General features: G+C 64.2%; 16 protein-coding genes and 1 pseudogene. 15 read left to right on the top strand and 2 right to left on the bottom strand.

From position 1 onward, the window contains the following. The first annotated feature begins 7 nt into the window (after nucleotides 1-7). The 15 genes from VOM14_RS30855 to VOM14_RS30790 all read left to right on the top strand — a co-directional run bounded on the left by VOM14_RS30855 (nucleotide 8) and on the right by VOM14_RS30790 (nucleotide 17595). Nucleotides 8-2197: an amylo-alpha-1,6-glucosidase gene (locus tag VOM14_RS30855; protein ID WP_327632496.1), complete on the top strand. Its 2190-nt coding sequence runs from the start codon at nucleotides 8-10 to the stop codon at nucleotides 2195-2197. A gap of 773 nt (nucleotides 2198-2970) precedes the next feature. Then, complete coding sequence (locus tag VOM14_RS30850; protein WP_327632495.1) at nucleotides 2971-4794, top strand: thiamine pyrophosphate-requiring protein; 1824 nt, start codon at nucleotides 2971-2973, stop codon at nucleotides 4792-4794. Between the two features lie 4 nt (nucleotides 4795-4798). After that, on the top strand, nucleotides 4799-5905 hold the full coding sequence (locus VOM14_RS30845) for an enolase C-terminal domain-like protein (protein ID WP_327632494.1): 1107 nt from the start codon (nucleotides 4799-4801) through the stop codon (nucleotides 5903-5905). Nucleotides 5906-5915: 10 nt separating this feature from the next. Further along, nucleotides 5916-6878 (top strand): hypothetical protein, encoded by a 963-nt coding sequence (locus VOM14_RS30840; protein WP_327632493.1) that lies wholly within the window; start codon nucleotides 5916-5918, stop codon nucleotides 6876-6878. Next, nucleotides 6871-7536: a gluconate 2-dehydrogenase subunit 3 family protein gene (locus VOM14_RS30835; RefSeq protein WP_327632492.1), complete on the top strand. Its 666-nt coding sequence runs from the start codon at nucleotides 6871-6873 to the stop codon at nucleotides 7534-7536. The genes VOM14_RS30840 and VOM14_RS30835 overlap by 8 nt, the downstream gene beginning before the upstream one ends. Beyond that, nucleotides 7526-9184 (top strand): GMC family oxidoreductase, encoded by a 1659-nt coding sequence (locus tag VOM14_RS30830; RefSeq protein WP_327632491.1) that lies wholly within the window; start codon nucleotides 7526-7528, stop codon nucleotides 9182-9184. The genes VOM14_RS30835 and VOM14_RS30830 overlap by 11 nt, the downstream gene beginning before the upstream one ends. After that, on the top strand, nucleotides 9169-10218 hold the full coding sequence (gene coxB / locus VOM14_RS30825) for a cytochrome c oxidase subunit II (protein ID WP_327632490.1): 1050 nt from the start codon (nucleotides 9169-9171) through the stop codon (nucleotides 10216-10218). Before VOM14_RS30830 ends, coxB begins: the two co-directional genes overlap by 16 nt. A 38-nt stretch (nucleotides 10219-10256) precedes the next feature. Beyond that, nucleotides 10257-12248, top strand: a complete 1992-nt coding sequence (gene ctaD / locus VOM14_RS30820; protein WP_327632489.1) for a cytochrome c oxidase subunit I — start codon at nucleotides 10257-10259, stop codon at nucleotides 12246-12248. Further along, complete coding sequence (locus VOM14_RS30815) at nucleotides 12241-12840, top strand: cytochrome c oxidase subunit 3 (RefSeq protein WP_327632488.1); 600 nt, start codon at nucleotides 12241-12243, stop codon at nucleotides 12838-12840. The genes ctaD and VOM14_RS30815 overlap by 8 nt, the downstream gene beginning before the upstream one ends. A 10-nt stretch (nucleotides 12841-12850) precedes the next feature. Then, a complete protein-coding gene (locus VOM14_RS30810; RefSeq protein ID WP_327632487.1) occupies nucleotides 12851-13348 on the top strand; it encodes a hypothetical protein in 498 nt (165 codons plus the stop codon). Nucleotides 13349-13353: 5 nt separating this feature from the next. Beyond that, nucleotides 13354-14700, top strand: coding sequence for a c-type cytochrome (locus VOM14_RS30805; RefSeq protein WP_442955614.1), 1347 nt, complete (start codon nucleotides 13354-13356; stop codon nucleotides 14698-14700). 56 nt (nucleotides 14701-14756) lie between these two features. Then, complete coding sequence (locus VOM14_RS30800) at nucleotides 14757-15755, top strand: SDR family oxidoreductase (RefSeq protein WP_327632486.1); 999 nt, start codon at nucleotides 14757-14759, stop codon at nucleotides 15753-15755. A 103-nt stretch (nucleotides 15756-15858) separates the two neighbouring features. After that, the gene (locus tag VOM14_RS31540; protein WP_442955613.1) at nucleotides 15859-16098 is read left to right on the top strand and encodes a trehalase-like domain-containing protein; all 240 of its coding nucleotides are present in this window, start codon (nucleotides 15859-15861) and stop codon (nucleotides 16096-16098) included. Further along, nucleotides 16026-17240, top strand: coding sequence for a glycoside hydrolase family 15 protein (locus VOM14_RS30795; protein ID WP_327632485.1), 1215 nt, complete (start codon nucleotides 16026-16028; stop codon nucleotides 17238-17240). Before VOM14_RS31540 ends, VOM14_RS30795 begins: the two co-directional genes overlap by 73 nt. A gap of 94 nt (nucleotides 17241-17334) precedes the next feature. Then, nucleotides 17335-17595: a hypothetical protein gene (locus tag VOM14_RS30790; protein WP_327632484.1), complete on the top strand. Its 261-nt coding sequence runs from the start codon at nucleotides 17335-17337 to the stop codon at nucleotides 17593-17595. 79 nt (nucleotides 17596-17674) lie between these two features. Here the strand turns inward: VOM14_RS30790 and VOM14_RS30785 are convergent. Beyond that, a pseudogene (locus tag VOM14_RS30785) lies at nucleotides 17675-17935 on the bottom strand (transposase domain-containing protein); the annotation flags it as partial. An 86-nt stretch (nucleotides 17936-18021) separates the two neighbouring features. Beyond that, the gene (locus VOM14_RS31535) at nucleotides 18022-18444 is read right to left on the bottom strand and encodes a transposase (protein ID WP_442955612.1); all 423 of its coding nucleotides are present in this window, start codon (nucleotides 18442-18444) and stop codon (nucleotides 18022-18024) included. Nucleotides 18445-18538 lie beyond the last annotated feature (94 nt).

Here is an 18538-nt window from a genome sequence, read left to right as displayed (position 1 = left end):
GAAGAACATGTCGCTTGAAATCAAGGTGGGGCCGCCACAGCTCGCGATCCATCAGGGACACGCGGTTCTCCTGACCGATCCGGATGGCCAGATCAAGGGGCCGACGCAGAAGGGCCTGTACTTCTACGACACCCGCGTGATCAGCAGCTGGACGGTGTATGCCGACGGTGAACCGTGGGATCTGCTCAATGGCGGCACTACCACCTCGTTCGATGCGCGCATCTTTCTGGCCAACCGCGCACTCGTCACTGAGGCCGGTCCAATTGCGCCGCACACCATTGGGTTTGTGCTCGGCCGCCAGATCGGCGGTGGCGTGCACGAGGATCTCGATCTGGTCAACTATGGCCAGTCGACAGTGCGCTTCAACCTCGAAATTGCGGTGCGCAGTGATTTTGCCGACATCTTCGAGGTGAAAACCGGCCACTTCATCCGGCGCGGCCATGTCACGACGAAATGGTCCGAACGCATGCAGCGTCTCACCACCTCCTACCATAATCAGGACTTTTCGCGGGAAGTCGCGATCACGGCGCACAACAACGGCTCGCCGGCGGTGTACGCGAACGGCCGGCTCTCGTTCGACGTCGAACTGGCGCCTGGCGCCCGGTGGCACAGCTGTCTCACCTACGATCTCTCGGACGGTGAGCAACGTTATCGGGCGCCGCACGCATGCACCAGCGCGGACTGCGACACATCGGAAGACAGCAAGCGGCTCGCGGACTGGCAGCGCGCCGTGCTCAGGCTCGAAAGCAGCAACGACGGCTTCGAGCGCCTGTTTCGTCAGGCAACCGACGACATGGCCGCACTGACACTGCCCGTTCAGGGTGCCGATCAGATGCGGCTCGTGCCGGCCGCCGGGCTACCATGGTTCGTGGCGCTGTTCGGACGCGACAGCCTGATCGCCTCGCTGCAGACCTCGCTCGTCTATTCCGACTATGCTCGCGGCACACTGGATGTGCTCGGCGTCTGGCAGGCAACCGGGCGCGACGACTATCGCGATGCGGAGCCTGGCAAGATCATGCACGAACTCCGTCTGGGGGAACTGGCAAAGCTCAAGCTGATTCCCCATACGCCGTACTACGGAACAGCCGATGCAACGCCACTTTATCTGATCACGCTGCATACCGCGTGGTGCTGTACGGGCGATCGCGAACTGCTCAAGCGTCATCTGCCGACCGCGGAGCGGTGCCTCGAATGGATCGACAAATACGGCGATCGCGATGGCGACGGTTTTCAGGAATACGCCACGCGCTCGTCGGCGGGTCTCGAGAATCAGAGCTGGAAGGACTCGGGCGACGCGCTGGTCTATCCAGACGGAACGCTGGTGAAGGGCCCCAAGGCGCTCTGCGAGTTGCAGGGCTATGTCTACGATGCATGGCTGCGGATGGCGCAAATCTACGATGCGCTGGCCGAGACCGCCCGCGCAGATGCATTGCGGGTGAAGGCCGCCGTGCTCTTCGCGCGGTTCAATGACGCGTTCTGGGACGAGGAAAGCAGATTCTACGCGTTCGCGCTTGATGACAAGAAGCGGAAGGTCCTTAGCGTCGCGTCCAATCCTGGCCATTGTCTGTGGTCGGGTATCGTGCCGCCCGAGCGAGCGGGCCACGTCGTCGCGCGGCTCATGCAGGCGGACATGTGGAGCGGGTGGGGCATCCGCACGCTGTCGGCGAATCACCCCGCCTATAACCCCTATTCTTACCAGAAGGGCTCAGTCTGGCCGCACGACAACGGCCTTATTGCGGTGGGATTCAGGCGCTATGGCTACACCGAAGAAGCAGGCCAGATCGCACGCGACGTGTGTGCGGCGGGAGGCTTTTTCATGCTGAACCAGCTACCTGAGCTTTATGCAGGCCTCCAGCGGGACGCAGCGAATTTTCCCGTTCAGTATGCGGGCGCCAACGTGCCACAGGCCTGGGCCGCGGGATCCGTCTTCTCGCTGCTGCAGGCTATCCTTGGCCTGCAGCCGGATGCACCGCACAAGATGCTCTATGTCGACCCGGTGCTGCCGCCGTGGCTGAGCGATGTGACGCTCAGGGAGTTGCGCGTCGGCGAGCAGACGTTCGACATCCGCTTCCGGTGGACCGATGGAACGACACAGTTCGACGTGCTAAGAGGAGACCCTGCATCTGTCAGGCACCGGGAGATGGCTATATGGAGCGACCTGCTCAAGCGCAACGTCGAACCTGCCTCCGGGTCATAGGTGGCTGCGCTCAGACCGCATGCCGCGGCCGGTTCATCATGTACGGACTGTACAGGCTTGCCCCCTCGAAGGATGCGGACCGGAATCGATGTGAGCTGAATGGGGTGGACGTGGCCGCCTATCGTAACGAGAGCAGTGGCCGGTGAGGTGCAAGCGAGTTCGCAGCCCGCGAACCCGCTTTCGAAATAACGGCACATGCAGGATCCGCTGGATGCCGTCGTCAAACCTGCCTGTTGTCTGCCCGGTCGCTCCCGTTCATGATGTCCGCATCGGGCTTTCCCTGAGGCGCGCGGAATGTGGTCGGATTTACGCGATCCGATAGCTTTTACATACTCACAGCGGGTAATCGACCGGGTACATGTCACACGCACGGGTCCTGTTAGACGTTACTCGCACGAGACAGACGCAGGCGCGGCCTGCCGCATTACTGAGCGACATAAAAAAATCAGGCCGTGGTATGTTTTTTGCAATTTATATCGCGTTGTGATGTTTCAGGATCGCGCGGACGGCTCGCAGGTTCGTACGCATGAGTACGGGCGGTAAGCGCCGGATTTGCACATTCACCGTCGCAACAGTGACGGTACTTGTTGGGCTGGTCGACGACGCATCAATCACGGCTCGATTCAGCGGCAGGCAGATTGAAGGTCCGGTCGGTCGGCCCGCGGCGTAGCCGCGGCGCCTGAACCGGACTGCCATTCACTTTCCGTGGTACGTGGTACAGCAACCACGCACCGCTTTCGAGCCGGCTCGAGCGCCGACCCAGGAGACTTACCATGAGTCAGACGGTCAGCGATTTCCTTGTCGAGCGCCTGCACCAATGGGGTATCCGGCGCATCTACGGCTACCCCGGGGACGGCATCAACGGCATCCTCGGCGCGTTGAACCGCGCCGACGGAAAAATCGAGTTCATCCAGGTACGGCACGAGGAAATGGCGGCCTTCATGGCCTCGGCACACGCGAAGTTCACGGGGGAGCTAGGTGTTTGCCTCGCGACCTCAGGCCCTGGCGCCGCGCACCTGGTCAACGGTCTTTATGATGCGCGCATGGATCACATGCCGGTCCTTGCCATCACCGGCCAGCAGGCGCGGGCATCACTTGGCGGTCACTACCAGCAGGAACTCGATCTGCCGTCGCTGTTCAAGGACGTCGCCGGCGCATTCATCCAGCAGGCGAGCGTGCCGCCGCAGGTACGGCATCTCGTCGACCGCGCGATCCGGATCGCCTTGTCCGAGCGCCGCGTGACAGCGATCGTCCTGCCTAATGACCTGCAGGACCTGCCCTATCAGGACCCGCCACGCCAGCACGGCACGGTTCATTCGGGCATCGGCTACTCGGCACCGCGGGTCGTGCCGAAGGATGACGACCTGCGTCGTGCGGCCGACGTGCTGAATGCGGGCGAGAAGATTGCGATTCTGGTCGGCGCGGGCGCCTTGCACGCCACCGACGAAGTGATCGCGCTCGCTGACAAACTCGGCGCCGGCGTCGCGAAAGCACTCCTTGGCAAGGCGGCGTTGCCCGACGAACTTCCGTGGGTCACAGGCTCCATCGGCATGCTCGGCACCAGGCCGAGCTGGGACATGATGACGGAGTGCGACACGCTGCTGATGATCGGTTCCGGTTTCCCCTACTCGGAATTCCTGCCGAAAGAAGGGCAGGCGCGCGGCGTGCAGATCGACCTGAAGGCGGACATGCTAAGTCTGCGCTATCCGATGGAGGTCAATCTGGTTGGCGACAGCGCCGATACGTTGAAGGCGCTCCTCCCGCTGCTGCAGGAAAAAACCGACCGTGCATGGCGTAAGAAGATCGAGGGCTGGGTCAGCGACTGGTGGAAGACGCTCGAAGCGCGGGCAATGGCAAAAGCCGAAATGAACGTGAACCCGCAGCGCGTGATGTGGGAGCTCTCCTCGCGTCTGCCTGAACGCGCGATTATCACAAGCGACTCGGGGTCGTGCGCAAACTGGTATGCGCGTGATCTCAAGATCCGCCGCGGCATGATGTGTTCGCTATCGGGCGGCCTTGCCTCGATGGGCGCGGCGGTGCCGTATGCAATCGCCGCCAAGTTCGCGTATCCGGACCGGCCGGTGATTGCACTCGTCGGCGATGGCGCGATGCAGATGAACAACATGGCCGAGCTGATCACGGTCGCCAAGTACTGGAAGCAGTGGTCGAGTCCGCGCTGGATCTGCATGGTGCTGAACAATGAAGACCTGAATCAGGTGACGTGGGAGCAGCGCGTGATGGAAGGCGATCCGAAGTTCAATGCATCGCAGCAGATTCCCAATGTGCCGTATCACAAGTTTGCGGAGCTGATCGGACTGAAGGGAATTTACGTCGATGATTCCGAGCGCCTCGCTGCTGCATGGGATGAAGCGCTCGCGGCCGACAGGCCGGTGGTGCTCGAAGTGAAGTCGGACCCGAACGTGCCGCCGCTGCCGCCGCATATCACGCTGAAGGAAGCGAAAGCATTCACGGAAACGCTCATCAAGGGCGATCCGCAGGAAGGCAGCATGCTGATGGGCGCCATGAAACAGGTGCTGAGCGCGGTGCTACCGCACGGCCACAAGGATCACGACAAGTCCGACGAGAAGAAGGGCTGATGCGATGTCCGCTCACGAGGCCGGCGCGCCGCTCAGTCGGATAAGGGCGCAGGCGTACACCATCCCGACCGACAAGCCCGAAGCTGACGGCACCATTGCCTGGAACTCGACGACGCTGGTTGTCGTCGAGATCGACGCGGGCGGCAGGACCGGGCTCGGCTACACCTATGCCAGTGCGTCCCTGGTACCGCTGATCGAGCATATGCTGGCGGAAGCCATCGAACACCGCGACGCGTTCGACATACCCGGCGCGTGGCTTGCGATGCAGCGCAGCGTGCGCAACCTCGGGCGCGAGGGTCTCGCCGCGACGGCGATCTCGGCAGTCGACTGCGCCCTGTGGGACCTGAAGGCGAAGCTGCTCGACCTGCCGCTCGTGCGGTTGCTCGGGCGGCTGCGCGAGACGGTGCCGATCTACGGCAGCGGCGGCTTCACGACCTACACGGACGACGATCTGCGCGAACAGTTCTCGGGCTGGGTCGCGGACGACGGATGCCGCTGGGTGAAGATGAAGATCGGCTCGGACCCCGCGCGGGACCCACATCGCGTGGAAGTGGCGCGCGCCGCGATCGGCGAGCACGGCCTGTTCGTCGATGCGAATGGCGCTCTCGACGTGAAGCAGGCTGCCATGTACGCGGCGGTGTTTGGCGAACAGCGCGTTAGCTGGTTCGAAGAACCCGTGTCGTCTGATGATCTCGCAGGGCTGCGTCGGCTACGCGAGCTGGTGCCGCGCGACATGGAGATCGCAGCAGGCGAATACGGGTACACCGCCGATTATTTCCGCCGCATGCTGGAAGCGGGCGCGGTGGATGTGCTGCAGGCCGACGCGAGCCGTTGCGGCGGCATCACCGGCTTCATGCAGGCGGCGAATCTCGCAGACGTGCATCACGTGGCGCTGTCGGCGCATTGCGCGCCCGCACTGCATCTGCATGTCGCATGTGCGGTACTGCGCCTGCGGCATCAGGAATGGTTTCATGATCATGTCCGTATCGAGCACATGTTGTTCGACGGCGCGCCGATGCCGCACGACGGCGTGATCGCGCCGGACCTGTCGCGCCCGGGCTGCGGGCTCGAATTCAAACAGGCGGATGCGCAGCGCTATCTGGCCCACTGAAGGAGCGGCGATGCAGCGAGCGGAGATGATCGGCTTCGGAATTCTCGGCGCGGCAGCAGCGCTGGCCACGGCCGCCGCGCTGACCCGCGCGGACGGCATCGCGCCACGTGTGCCACGTCAGGCGTCACGCCTGCCGGGGCGCAGCGCCGCGGTGCCGGTGCACCTGCGGGCGGCCAGGTCGCTCAGTCGCAGTTCGGCGTTGCTGGCGTTGTCGGTGCTGGCCGACAGCGGGATGGAACACTATCGCGGCTCGTTCGAGAACCGTGCGATGTATACGCCGCTCGCGGTGTCGCTGCTAACGCTCGGCGCCGGGGTGCACGGCGGCATGGACGACCGGCCGGCCGCCCACCGGGCGCGCGATGCGATCTACCTGATGGGTGCTGCGACCGGTGTCATCGGCAACGGTTTTCATCTGTACAACATCCTGAAGCGGCCAGGCGGCCTCGGCTCGCAGAACCTGTTTTACGCGGCCCCGATTGGCGCCCCGATCGCGATGCTGCTGTCGGGCACACTCGGCGCGGCCGCCGAGCGGCTGCGGGACGAACCGGCAGAGGCACCCCGCCTCTTCGGAATGCCCGCTGGCCGCGCGCTGGCCCTGCTCGCAAGTATCGGGCTCATCGGCACAGTCGGAGAAGTTGCGTTGCTGCATTTCAGGGGGGCGTTTCACAACCCGGCCATGTACGCGCCGGTTGTGATCCCTCCAATAGCCGCCGCGCTACTCGCCCATGCCGCGCTCGTCCCGCCTCACCCGGACCGCTGGTTCACACGGTTGTGGCTTCGGTGCACTGCGCTGCTCGGTGTTGTGGGCGTCGGGTTTCATACGTTCGGGGTCGCGCGCAACATGGGCGGCTGGCGCAACTGGTCACAAAACCTCTTCAGCGGGCCACCGCTCCCGGCGCCGCCAAGCTTCACGGCGCTCGCGCTGGCGGGTCTCGCGGCGCTCGGCTTGAGGGAAGGTGAACACGATGCATGATCAGGACAATCCCCCGCGCACGCCTCGCTATCCTGGCTATGACGTACTGCGCAAGCGCCACACCCCGTCGTGGGACGAGACGACCCGTCGCGTGATCGATGAACGGCTCGCGATCAGGCGCGAGCCGATATTCCTCGATGACGCTGCGTGGCGCACGCTGGACGCGCTGTGCGGGCGCGTCGTCCCCCAGCCGGCTGACCGGCCGCCCGTGCCGGTCGCGGCGCTCGTCGATGCGCGCTTGCAGCGCAACCAGGGTGACGGCTATCGCGATGCGCGGTTGCCACCGCTACGCGACGCATGGCAGCGGGGCCTTGCGGCACTCGATGCCGAAGCGCAGTCGCGCTACAACGTGCCTTTTCATCGGCTCGACGGCAACGAGCAGGACGCGCTGATCCGAAAAATGCAGGCAGGCGAGCTGACGGATGCGGCCTGGCAGGACATGCCGCCGCAGCTGTTCTTCGCGGATCGCGTACTGCACGATATCTGCGGCGCGTATTACTCGCATCCTGCATCATGGAGTGAGATCGGTTTCGGCGGTCCTGCGAGTCCGCGCGGTTATGTGCGCCTGGTTGCCGGCAGGCGTGACCCGTGGGAAGCCGTCGAGGCCAAACCTGGCGGCGAAGATGAGGCGCGCAGGGAGAACGAACGTGTTCGATGACGCGTTGCATACGCCGCGCGGCAAGCAGGGCCGCGCCCCCGACGTGCACCGCGTGGGCGCATGGCTGCCGATGCGCGAATATCCGCAGAACGAGGCGGTCGACTTCGTCATTGTCGGCACGGGGGCGGGCGGTGGCACGCTCGCGTGCCGGCTCGCGCAAAAGGGCTTCTCGGTGGTCGCATTCGATGCCGGCGCATGGTGGCGGCCGCTCGAAGAGTTTGCGTCGGACGAAACGCATCAGGAGAAAGTCTACTGGACCGATGAGCGCATCGTCGACGGCGACACGCCGCTGCGGCTTGGCAACAATAACAGCGGCAAGGCTGTCGGCGGCAGCACCGTGCACTTCGCAATGGTCTCGCTGCGTTTTCGGCCCGAATGGTTCAAGGCGCGCACGAAACTCGGCTATGGGGCGGACTGGCCGCTCGACTGGCGCGAGATGTGGCGCTACTACGCGCAGGTGGAAGAGGCGTTAAAAATCTCCGGCCCGTTGAGCTATCCATGGGGGCCGAAGCGGCCGCGTTACCCCTATCGTGCCCACGAACTGAACGCCGCGGCGCTGGTGCTGGCGCGCGGCGCCGAGGCGCTGGGCATCGACTGGACACCGACGCCACTCGCCACGGTGTCGGCGCCACGAGGCGAATCGCATCAGTGCGTCTATCGCGGGTTTTGTGTGACGGGCTGTTCGACGAATGCGAAGCAGAGCGCGCTGGTGACCTGGATTCCGTGGGCGGTGCAGGCAGGTGCCGAGATCCGCGACCTGGCGATGGTCGGCTGCATCGAAACCGGCGACGCCGGCGAGGTTACCGGCGTGCACTACCTGCGCGAAGGCGTGTGGCAGTTTCAGCGGGCGCGCAACGTGGTCGTCGCAGGCTATGCGATCGAGACGCCGCGCCTGCTGCTGATGTCGGCCAACGGCACGTTTCCGGATGGCCTCGCGAACAGTTCAGGACTGGTCGGCAAGAACCTGATGGTGCAGACCAACCAGGCCGCGTGGGGCGTGATGGAAGAAGAAATCCGCTGGTACAAAGGGCCGCCCTCGCTTGCCATGACCGAGCACTGGAACTATACCGATACGGGCAAGGATTTTTTCGGCGGCTATTGCTACATGAGTCAGGGCGCGCTCCCCAGCGCATGGGCGTCGACGCAGAACGGTCGCGGGCTGTGGGGTGCGGCGCTCACGCGCGAGATGGAAAAATACAATCATCAGGCGGGTTTGAAGATCGTCGGCGAGACGCTGCCGCAGGAGCGAAACCGTGTCACGCTCGCCGACGAAAAAGACCAGTACGGCCTGCCGATCGCGCGCGTCACCTACTCGCTGTGCGACAACGACAGGCGCCTCGTCAGACACGCGCTCGGGTTCATGGGCCGTCACCTCCAGGCGGCTGGCGCCCGCGAAATCTGGAATCAGGAAGACGATACCTGCCATCTGAACGGCACCGCCCGCATGGGCGACGATCCGCGCACGAGTGTGGTCGATGCCGATTGCCGAAGCTGGGACATCCCGAATCTTTGGATCTGCGACGGCTCCGTCTTCCCGACGGTAGGCGGCGTCAATCCGTCGCTGACGATTCAGGCGATTGCCTGCCGCACGGCGGATCGCATCGAAGCACTCGCCGCGCGGGGAGAGCTGTCGTGCGCCCGGCGCTGATTGCGCGTGCGCGCAAGCTCGCGCTGCTCACACCGCTTCCCGCGGCGCTCCTCGTGCCGCTTCTCGCGCCGACCCCGGCGCATGCCGACGCGCCGCTCGACTATTTCCTGCATGCCGCAGGTCCCGCGGCATCGCCGACCATGCGTCTTGGCTGGGGCGTGACGGCAATGTGCGTTGCGGTCGTCGCCATCATTGCCGTGCTGCTGCTCGGCGCGCTGATGCGCCGCCGTCCGGCGGCTCCCCTGCGTGAACTGGACAGGGAGGCGGGCGGCATGGGATGGATCTATATCGGCGTCGGCGTGTCGACGCTGGTCCTGCTGGTATCGCTGTTCTACACGCTCGTCACGCTGCAGGCCGTCTCCCAGCCTTCGCCGGCACCGGCGCTGACGATTACGGTCACCGCGTACGACTGGTGGTGGAAAATCGATTACGCCGATGACGCCGATCCGGCTCGGCGCTTCGTGACGGCGAACGAGATTCACATTCCGGTTGGCGTGCCGGTCAGGATCAGCCTCAGGAGCGCCGATGTGATTCACGCGTTCTGGGTGCCGCGTCTGGCCGGCAAGACGCAGACCATCCCGGGGCAGGTCAACACGCAATGGATTCAGGCGGACGCGCCCGGCATCTATCGTGGCCAGTGTTCGCAGTTTTGCGGCCCGCAGCACGCGCACATGGCGTTCGACGTCGTCGCGCAGTCGCAGGCGGAATTCGATGCGTGGCGCGATGCGCAAGTGCAACTGGCAGCGGCGCCCGTTGATGCGTCGGCGCATGCCGGTCAGAAAATTTTCATGGATCGCTGCGCGGGTTGCCATGCGGTGCGCGGCAGCGACGCGGCCGGCGTGCAGGCGCCGGACCTCACGCATGTGGGTTCACGCCGGCAACTCGCGGCGGGCACGGTGACGAATACGCCGGAGCACCTGCTCGACTGGATCCAGCACGCACAACAGATCAAGCCGGATTCGCTGATGCCGAGCTTCGCGTTGAACACACAGGATGCCGCTGCGCTGTCCGCCTATCTGGCGACACTCCATTAGCGCATCGTTGGTGCTCCGTTACCCAACAAGGAAAAAATATGGCCGACCTTGCACCGGATTTGCCCGATCTGCGGCTCGCCCGCCGGCCAGAAACCGGCCGCATGCCGCAAGGCTCCGAACGCGAGCAGCATCTGCGCGAACTGTGGGAAAGCGAACCCGGCTGGCGCGGCTGGCTCTCGACGGTGGACCATAAGCGGGTTGGCATGCGCTACATCGTGACGGCGTTCTTTTTTCTGATCGTGGGCGGCGTCGAGGCGCTCATCATGCGCATCCAGCTGGCGCGGCCCAATTCGCATCTGCTGTCGCCGGAGCAATACAACCAGCTCTTCACGATGCACGGCATCACGATGATTTTCCTGTACGCGTTGCCGGTCCTGTCGGGGTTTTCGAACTATCTGTGGCCACTCGTGCTCGGCGCGCGCGACATGGCATTTCCGCGCCTCAACGCGTTTTCGTACTGGGTGTTCCTGTTCGCGGGTCTCTTCCTCTACGCGAGCTTCCCGCTCGGTCAGGCGCCCGATGCCGGCTGGTTCAATTATGTGCCGCTCGCGAGCCTCGAATACGACACCGGACCCAACATCGACGTGTACGCGCTCGGCATGGTGCTGCTCGGCGTCTCGACCACGGTGGGGGCGGTCAACTTCGTCGTCACGCTGCTTCGCATGCGCGCACCGGGCATGTCGATCGACCGCCTGCCGATCCTGGTGTGGGGCACACTGACCGCTTCGGCGGCGAACCTCGTGGCGGTGCCGTCAGTCAGTCTCGCATTCATCATGTTGTGGCTCGACCGTCAGTTCGGCACGCACTTCTTCGATGTCGCCAATGCCGGCCGGCCGATGCTGTGGCAGCACCTGTTCTGGATATTCGCCCATCCGTGGGTGTACGTCGTCGTGCTGCCAGCGATGGGGATCGTCTCCGACGCGCTACCGACCTTTTGCCGGCGGCCGCTGGTGGGTTACACGCCGGTCGCAATCGCCACGGTCGCGACGATGATGATCGGCTTCGTGGTCTGGATTCACCACATGTTCGCGACCGGGATTGCGCCGCTCGCGCTGTCGCTTTTTGGGGTTGCGAGCACGCTCATCTCGATTCCGAGCGCGGTTGCCACGTTCGCGTGGATCGCAACGATCTGGCTCGGACGGCCGGTTTACCGCGTGCCGTTCCTGTTTTTTGCGGGCTTCGTGCTGCTGTTCGTCATCGGCGGGGTTTCCGGCGTCATGACGGCCGCCGTGCCATTCGACTGGCAGCTCACCGATACGTACTTCGTGGTCGCGCATCTGCACTACGTGCTGCTGGGTATCAACGTGTTTCCGGTGCTCGGCGGCATCTACTACTGGTTCCCCAAGTTCACCGGCAAGATGACCAATGAAGCGCTCGGCAAGCTCTCGTTCGTGGTCACCTTTATCGGCTTCAATCTTGGTTTCTTCCCGATGCATATTTCCGGGCTGCTGGGCATGCCGCGGCGGATGTACACCTATCCGGCGGACATGGGATGGAACACCACCAACATGATCACGTCGATTGGGTCGTTCGTGTTCGCCATCGGGATTCTGATCTTCCTGATCGACATCGCCGTGAGCCTGCGGCGCGGCAAGCCGGCGGGCGACAACCCCTGGGACGCCGCGTCGCTCGAATGGTCGGTGTCGTCGCCGCCGCCGCCGTACAACTTCGCCGTCGTGCCGGTCGTCGCGAGCCGCAATCCGCTGTGGGAGGCGCGGATCGAGGAGGGCGCCCATTCAACGCTCGACGAAGGTTTCCTGCTCGACCATGGCCGCGAGGCGCTGGGCACGACCTCGCTTGACGCCAGACCCGACATCATTCTGAAGATGCCGTCGGACTCCTATGCGCCGTTCCTGCTCGGCCTGTTCAGCGCGCTGCTGTTCGTCGCGATGCTGCTGCACGCGTGGGTCTTCACCGGGCTGATGGTGACGGCCTGTGGGGTAGCGATTCTCCTATGGCTGTGGCCTGAGCGCTTGCTGATCCAGCGGGAACCGGAGACGGTGCAGGACGCGGGGGATCGTCATGAGTGAGTTGACGGGGCGTGACGGGATGCTTCCGGTTGGCAGCGCGGGCAAGCTGTCGAGCGGTTGGTGGGGCATGATGGCGACGGTCGCTACCGAAGCCTCGCTGTTCGGTTATCTGATTTTTTCGTACCTGTATCTGGCATCGCAGACGGAACAGCACTGGCCGCCTGAAGGACTGCCGAAGATCGGCATCGGCGGCCTGAACACGTGCGTGCTGCTGGTGAGCAGCGTGTTCGTTTGGCAGTGCGAGCGCCTGGTGCGGCGGCGCAGGAAAAGATGGGCCGTCGCGTCGATGGCGGTTGCGATCGTGCTGGGGGTGGTGTTCATCGGCATCCAGCTGCGGGAATGGCGTCATCACCCGTACGGCATTTCGACGCATCAGTACGGTTCGCTGTACTTCACGATCACCGGATTTCACCTGATACACGTGATCATCGGACTCACCGTGCTGGTGTTCCTGCTGATCTGGACGGCGTTGGGCTACTTCGACGAAAAGCGCTGCGCCGCGCTGAGAATCGGTGGCCTGTACTGGCATTTTGTCGATGTCGTGTGGCTCTTCATTTTCACGACGCTGTACATCACACCTTTTCTTTTCTAGGAGAGCGACGATGTTAGCCGCAGCGATTCATCAGCAGGCACCCGACGATGTCCGACCGCCCGCGCACCCAACCGCCGGCGACACCGGCCGGCAACGCAAGCCACATCGCCGGCGCGGCGTGACGCTCGCGATGCTGTTCGGACTGTTTGGCGCTGCTGCCGTGTGGGTCCTGCAAACCGAGATTGGCGAGGCGCTGTCGGCGCAGGCATGCTATCCGCACCGTGAGGCACTGCCCGCACCGCAATGGCCGTGGCTGATGCCGGCGTTGAGTGCCGCGAGTCTCGGCGCGCTGCTGATCGGCATGCTGGGTGCGGGCGTCGCGTGGTGGAACTGGCGTCGCGCACGCGACAGGCAGTCGGACACCGTTCAGCAGGAGTCCGACGCAAGTCGGGGGCGAACCCGCTTTCTTGCGATGGCGGCCCTCATGCTCAGTCTGCTGTTTCTGGTCGGGCTGGTCGCCACGGGGTTCGCCGTGCTGATCGTATCGCCTTGCAGCGCGTGGCGATGATCGTCATGACCCGCATCGCACAGCGCGCCGTCTGCACCATGCTCACCGTCATGGTGACAGTGGCCGTGACCGTGCTGGGTGCGCGTTCTCATGCTCTCGCGCAGGCTGGCGCGGCTAGCGCAATTCCGGCAGCGGCATCCACCGACCCGGCACTGATTGCGCGCGGCGAATATCTCGCGAAGCTCGGCGATTGCGCCGGCTGCCATACCGTGCCGAAGCAGGGCGCGCCGTTTGCCGGGGGGCTCGCGATGGGTTCGCCGTTCGGCACGATCTATTCGACCAACATCACACCGGACCCGCAAACCGGCATCGGCCGCTACAGCTATGCCGATTTTGAGCACGCGCTGCGTGACGGCGTGGCGCCGGGCGGCAAGCGTCTGTATCCGGCGATGCCTTATCCGTCGTTCACCAGGATCAGCGATGCGGACATGCAGGCGCTGTACGCGTACTTCATGGATGGGGTGCAGCCAGTCAGCCACCGGCCGCCGGAAACGAAGCTGCCGTTCCCGTTCAGCCAACGCTGGGGCCTGTTCTTCTGGGACTTCGCCTTCGTAACGCATGAGCGCTTCACGCCCGATGACAGGCACGACGCGCAGTGGAACCGTGGCGCGTATATCGTGCAGTCGCTCGGTCATTGCGGCGCATGCCACACGCCGCGTGGGCCCGGTTTTGAGGAGCGCGGCTACGACGAGTCGTCAAGACTGTACCTGACGGGCGGCAGCAACGATCACTGGTTCGCGCCGAATCTCACCGGCGACCCGGGCTCGGGACTTGGACGGGTGCCCCCGCAGGACATCGCTTCGTTCCTTAAATCCGGTCATGGCGCCGACGTGCATATCGTGCCATTTGGCAGCATGGTTCAGGTGGTCGAAGACAGTACCCAGTACTTCAACGACGACGACCTGGACGCAATCGCACACTACCTGAAAAGCCTTCCCGCGCGCGAATCTTCTGGCGCCTACCACCCGCGCTCCCCGACGGCGCAGCAGAGGGCAGTCGCGCTGAAGACCGGTGATGTCGAACGCCCTGGCGCAGGGCTTTACATGTCGTTCTGCGCGAAGTGCCACCAGGCCGACGGGCGCGGCGAGCCGCAGAAGTTTCCGGCGCTCGCGGGCAACCCGACGGTGCTGGCGCCCGACACGTCGTCGCTGATCCGGCTTGTCATCCAGGGCGGTAGCAGCCCGCAGACCGTGAACGGACCGCAGCATCGCAAGATGCCGGTGTTCGGAGACCAGTTCACCGACACCGAAATCGCCAGTGTGCTGACCTTCGTGCGCAATACGTGGGGTAACGAGGCAGCGCCGATCGCGGGGCGTGACGTCTCGGCGGTGCGCGACAAGCTCAAGAAGTGATGCAGCGCGATATGCGCGGCAGAAGACGGGAACCTATTTACACCGGCGAGGCAGATATGAAAGCGAACAGACATGGCAGGACGGTCGTCATCACCGGGGCAAGCGCCGGGGTCGGTCGCGCGAGCGCTCACGAATTTGCGCGGCACGGCGCGAGAATCGCCCTGATCGGCCGCGATGTAGCTGCACTCGACGACGTGCGCCGCGAAGTGGAGGCGCGCGGCGGCCAGGCGATAGCGATTGCGCTGGACGTCTCAGACCCGGCTGCGGTCGAGGCTGCCGCGACGCGCGCGGAAGCCGAGTTGGGCGAGATAGACGTCTGGGTGAACAACGCGATGACAACGGTGTTCGCGCCTTTGCACGAGATCTCGCCGGACGAGTATCGGCGCGCGACCGAGGTCACGTATCTGGGTTACGTGTGGGGCACGATGTCCGCGCTGCGGCGGATGCGGCCTCGAAACCGAGGCACGATCGTGCAGGTCGGCTCGGCACTCGCCTACCGGTCGATTCCGTTGCAGTCGCCCTATTGCGGCGCCAAGCACGCGATTCGCGGCTTCACCGACTCGGTGCGCAGTGAACTGATGCATGAGGGGAGCCGCGTCCACCTGACGATGGTGCAGATGCCCGCGCTGAACACGCCGCAGTTCGAGTGGGCCGAGTGCCTGCTGCCACACCCGCCGCAACCCGTGCCGCCGATCTTTCAGCCGGAAGTCGCGGCGCGTGCGGTGGTATGGGCGGCGGCGCACCGGCGCCGCGAACTCTATGTCGGGTCGTCGACGATCAAGGCGATCTGGGCCAACAAATTCGTCGCGGGCCTGCTGGACCGTTATCTTGCTCATGCCGGTTACAGTGCGCAAATGCAGGACCGCACCGTGGCCAGCGACCGGCCCTCGAATCTCTGGAATCCGGTGCCCGGTTTGCACGCGACCCACGGACCGTTCAGCGATCGCGCGAGCGCATCGAGCCCTGCGTTGTGGCTTGACGTCAACCGTAACTGGCTGCTGGCCGGTGCGGCGACTGCGCTGATCGCAGCGCTGCTGGCCGCTCGCCGCAGGTAGCTGGCCGCCGATAGCTGGCCGTAGATAGCTAGTGTCTCTGCTATCCCGGACACCGCGGAACCGCCGTATCGCGCGGGACAGGCCGGCCGTTCACACACCAACCATGCGGGTCATATTCATGGCATCGAAAATCGAGGACTATGCGTTACTGGGCGACGGCCACTCCGCGGCGCTTGTCGCGCGTAACGGGTCTATCGACTGGTTGTGCTGGCCGCGCTTCGATTCGGACACCTGCTTCGCGGCGCTGGCAGGTCATGCTGACAATGGCAGATGGCAGATGGCAGATTCGCACCGAAGCAGGAGCCCATTGAGGTCACGCGTGGCTATCGCGGTTCTACGCTGATTCTCGAAACCCGTTTCAGGACGGACACCGGGATCGCGACACTGGTCGACTTCATGCCGATGCGGGCTGAATGCCCGCAATTGGTTCGCATGGTCTTCGGGGAGACTGGAAAGATCGAGTTCGACACGCAGTTCGTCGCGCGCTTCGACTATGGCCGCGCGAATCCTGCGATCCGCCCGCTCGACGATGGCACGGGTTTCCTGATCGTTTGCGGGTCGAACAGGCTGACGCTGCACACGAAGGCGGCATCGCGCGTCGATGCTGGCAACGTCATGGGCCGCTTTGCCGTTGCAGCAGGCGAGTGCGTTTCGTTCGTTCTGAACTACAGCGACACCAGCGACTCGGCACCCGGGTGCAACGACGCACAGCGTCAGCTGGCGACCACGACCGCGTTCTGGGAAGCCTGGTCAGCGCAGGCGGACACCCAGGGCCCCTACGAAGAGGCGCTCACCCGCTCACTCATCACCCTTAAGGCGCTGATCCACGAACCGGGCGGCGGGATCGTCGCGGCGCCGACAGCCTCATTGCCAGAACACCTGGGTGGTTCGCGCAACTGGGATTACCGCTTTTGCTGGCTGCGCGACGCGAGCCTGACATTGCTGGCGCTACTGCGAGGCGGCTACCCCGACGAGGCGCGGCGCTGGCGCGACTGGCTGGTGCGTGCGGTGGCTGGCGCGCCGTCGCAGTTGCAGATCCTGTACACCATCGACGGGTCAAGACATGTGACCGAATGGGAGTGTCCGTGGCTCGACGGCTATCAGGGGGCGAAACCCGTGCGATTCGGCAATGGCGCAGTCGGCCAGTTGCAGCTCGATGTCTTCGGTGAGGTGATGAATGCGCTGTACCTGTCGCGCCGGGCAGGCCTTGGCCCTGACGCCGCCGCGTGGACACTCGAGAACGAACTCGTGCAGCACCTCGCGCAGGTCTGGCAGCAGTCTGATCAGGGCATCTGGGAAAGCCGCGGCAAGCCGCAGCACTACACTGTGTCGAAGGTGATGGCCTGGCTTGCGGTGGCCCGCGCTATCCCGTCGGCGGCGCAATTCCGTCAGGATGCGCCTGTACGCGAGTGGGAAAAGTTGCGCGACCGGATCCACGACGACATCTGTTGCCATGCCTTCAGGACGGGTCTTAATTCTTTGTAAGCGCTCAATCCGCCACACCTTGAGGAATCCTGCGTTACCCGGTAACGTTGAAGTGCGGAATGTTACCGGGTAACGACGATGAAGGGGGGGCAGGATGGCGCAGACGACAGCACAGCGACAGGCCGCCTGGCGGGCACGGCGAGCGACGGCGGGCAAGGAAGGCAACGGCGAGCGGCGACTGGACATGTGGGTGAGCACCGAGGTGGATCTTGCGCTTGTACGGCTGGCGCGCCGTTACGCGCTGACGAAGCGTCAGATGCTGGAGCGGCTGATCGTGCGGGCGGACGACGCGATCGTGCGTAGGCTCGATCCGGATTCGGAGCAGTGGGATAGCTACTTCGACGCGACCCGGTAGCACCCCGGTGTTACCGGATAACGGACGGCCTTTCTCAACAACCGGGTACCCGACATGGGCACGCGATCGGCTTGTCAACTCAGGCAGGTGGTGGCGTCGCGGTTTGTCGCTGGGCGTAGTTGAACGGCAGCAGGTCGGTGACGTCGGCATCGGTCGCACGCTGCGGCAATTCGGTGAGCACGTGCAGCAGGTATGCGTACGGTTCGACCTCGCAAGCTCGGCACGTCAGCATCAGGCTATAGACCATCGCGCTCGCCTTCGCACCGGCAACCGTGTCGCTAAAGAGCCACGACTTTCTCGCAGTTGCAAACGGGCGGATATCGCGCTCCAGAACGTTATGCCGACTCCACGATTATGCCGCGTCGTTCATGCGCGTGGCTGTGGGTTGAGGTTGCCCCGCTCCAGCGGACAGATTTGCAGTTGGGTTTAGTACGGTATTGATCCTCCGTTAAGCGTTGAGTCGCGGGTTGTCCACGGCCGGGTAGCGGGTCGCCTGTCTCGACCATGACGCTGCCCGGCGGTGGACAACCCGCGCGGCGATGACATTTCATTTTTCGAATGCAGGTTTTCGAATTCCAGCGGCGAGCAATAACCGATGCTGCTGTGCAGGCGGCGCACGTTGTACCATCCTTCGAGGAACCAGAAGATACGTGTACGGGCCTGCTCGTGGGTCGCGAAGTGTTCACGCATCAGCAGTTCTGCTTCGAGCGTGCCGAAGAACGACTCACACATCGCATTGTCATAGGCATCGCCGGCTGTGCCCATCGACGGTTGTACGCCCGCCTCGCGGCAACGCCGCCCGAAGGCAATGGACGTGTACTGGGCGGATTCAACCGGTTGTCGCAACACCTTTAATCGGGGAGGTGTTTATGGGACGACCAGCCGGGTGGATGCAGAAGTTGACAGGGCGAGGAGCGATGCGCTCGCCAGGTGCACCGTCGCA

Source organism: Paraburkholderia sp. MPAMCS5, from assembly GCF_036016995.1.
Classification (GTDB): Bacteria; Pseudomonadota; Gammaproteobacteria; order Burkholderiales; family Burkholderiaceae; genus Paraburkholderia.
This window is presented reverse-complemented; position numbering and strand designations above follow the sequence as displayed.

Coding starts and splice junctions, on each gene's coding strand:
- VOM14_RS31540 (WP_442955613.1), top strand. CDS start 15,859: ATGCGGGTCATATTCATGGCATCGAAAATCGAGGACTATGCGTTACTG.
- VOM14_RS30805 (WP_442955614.1), top strand. CDS start 13,354: ATGACCCGCATCGCACAGCGCGCCGTCTGCACCATGCTCACCGTCATG.
- VOM14_RS30850 (WP_327632495.1), top strand. CDS start 2,971: ATGAGTCAGACGGTCAGCGATTTCCTTGTCGAGCGCCTGCACCAATGG.
- VOM14_RS30855 (WP_327632496.1), top strand. CDS start 8: ATGTCGCTTGAAATCAAGGTGGGGCCGCCACAGCTCGCGATCCATCAG.
- VOM14_RS30815 (WP_327632488.1), top strand. CDS start 12,241: ATGAGTGAGTTGACGGGGCGTGACGGGATGCTTCCGGTTGGCAGCGCG.
- VOM14_RS30845 (WP_327632494.1), top strand. CDS start 4,799: ATGTCCGCTCACGAGGCCGGCGCGCCGCTCAGTCGGATAAGGGCGCAG.
- VOM14_RS30840 (WP_327632493.1), top strand. CDS start 5,916: ATGCAGCGAGCGGAGATGATCGGCTTCGGAATTCTCGGCGCGGCAGCA.
- VOM14_RS30835 (WP_327632492.1), top strand. CDS start 6,871: ATGCATGATCAGGACAATCCCCCGCGCACGCCTCGCTATCCTGGCTAT.
- VOM14_RS30795 (WP_327632485.1), top strand. CDS start 16,026: ATGGCAGATGGCAGATTCGCACCGAAGCAGGAGCCCATTGAGGTCACG.
- VOM14_RS30810 (WP_327632487.1), top strand. CDS start 12,851: ATGTTAGCCGCAGCGATTCATCAGCAGGCACCCGACGATGTCCGACCG.
- VOM14_RS30790 (WP_327632484.1), top strand. CDS start 17,335: ATGGCGCAGACGACAGCACAGCGACAGGCCGCCTGGCGGGCACGGCGA.
- VOM14_RS30800 (WP_327632486.1), top strand. CDS start 14,757: ATGAAAGCGAACAGACATGGCAGGACGGTCGTCATCACCGGGGCAAGC.
- ctaD (WP_327632489.1), top strand. CDS start 10,257: ATGGCCGACCTTGCACCGGATTTGCCCGATCTGCGGCTCGCCCGCCGG.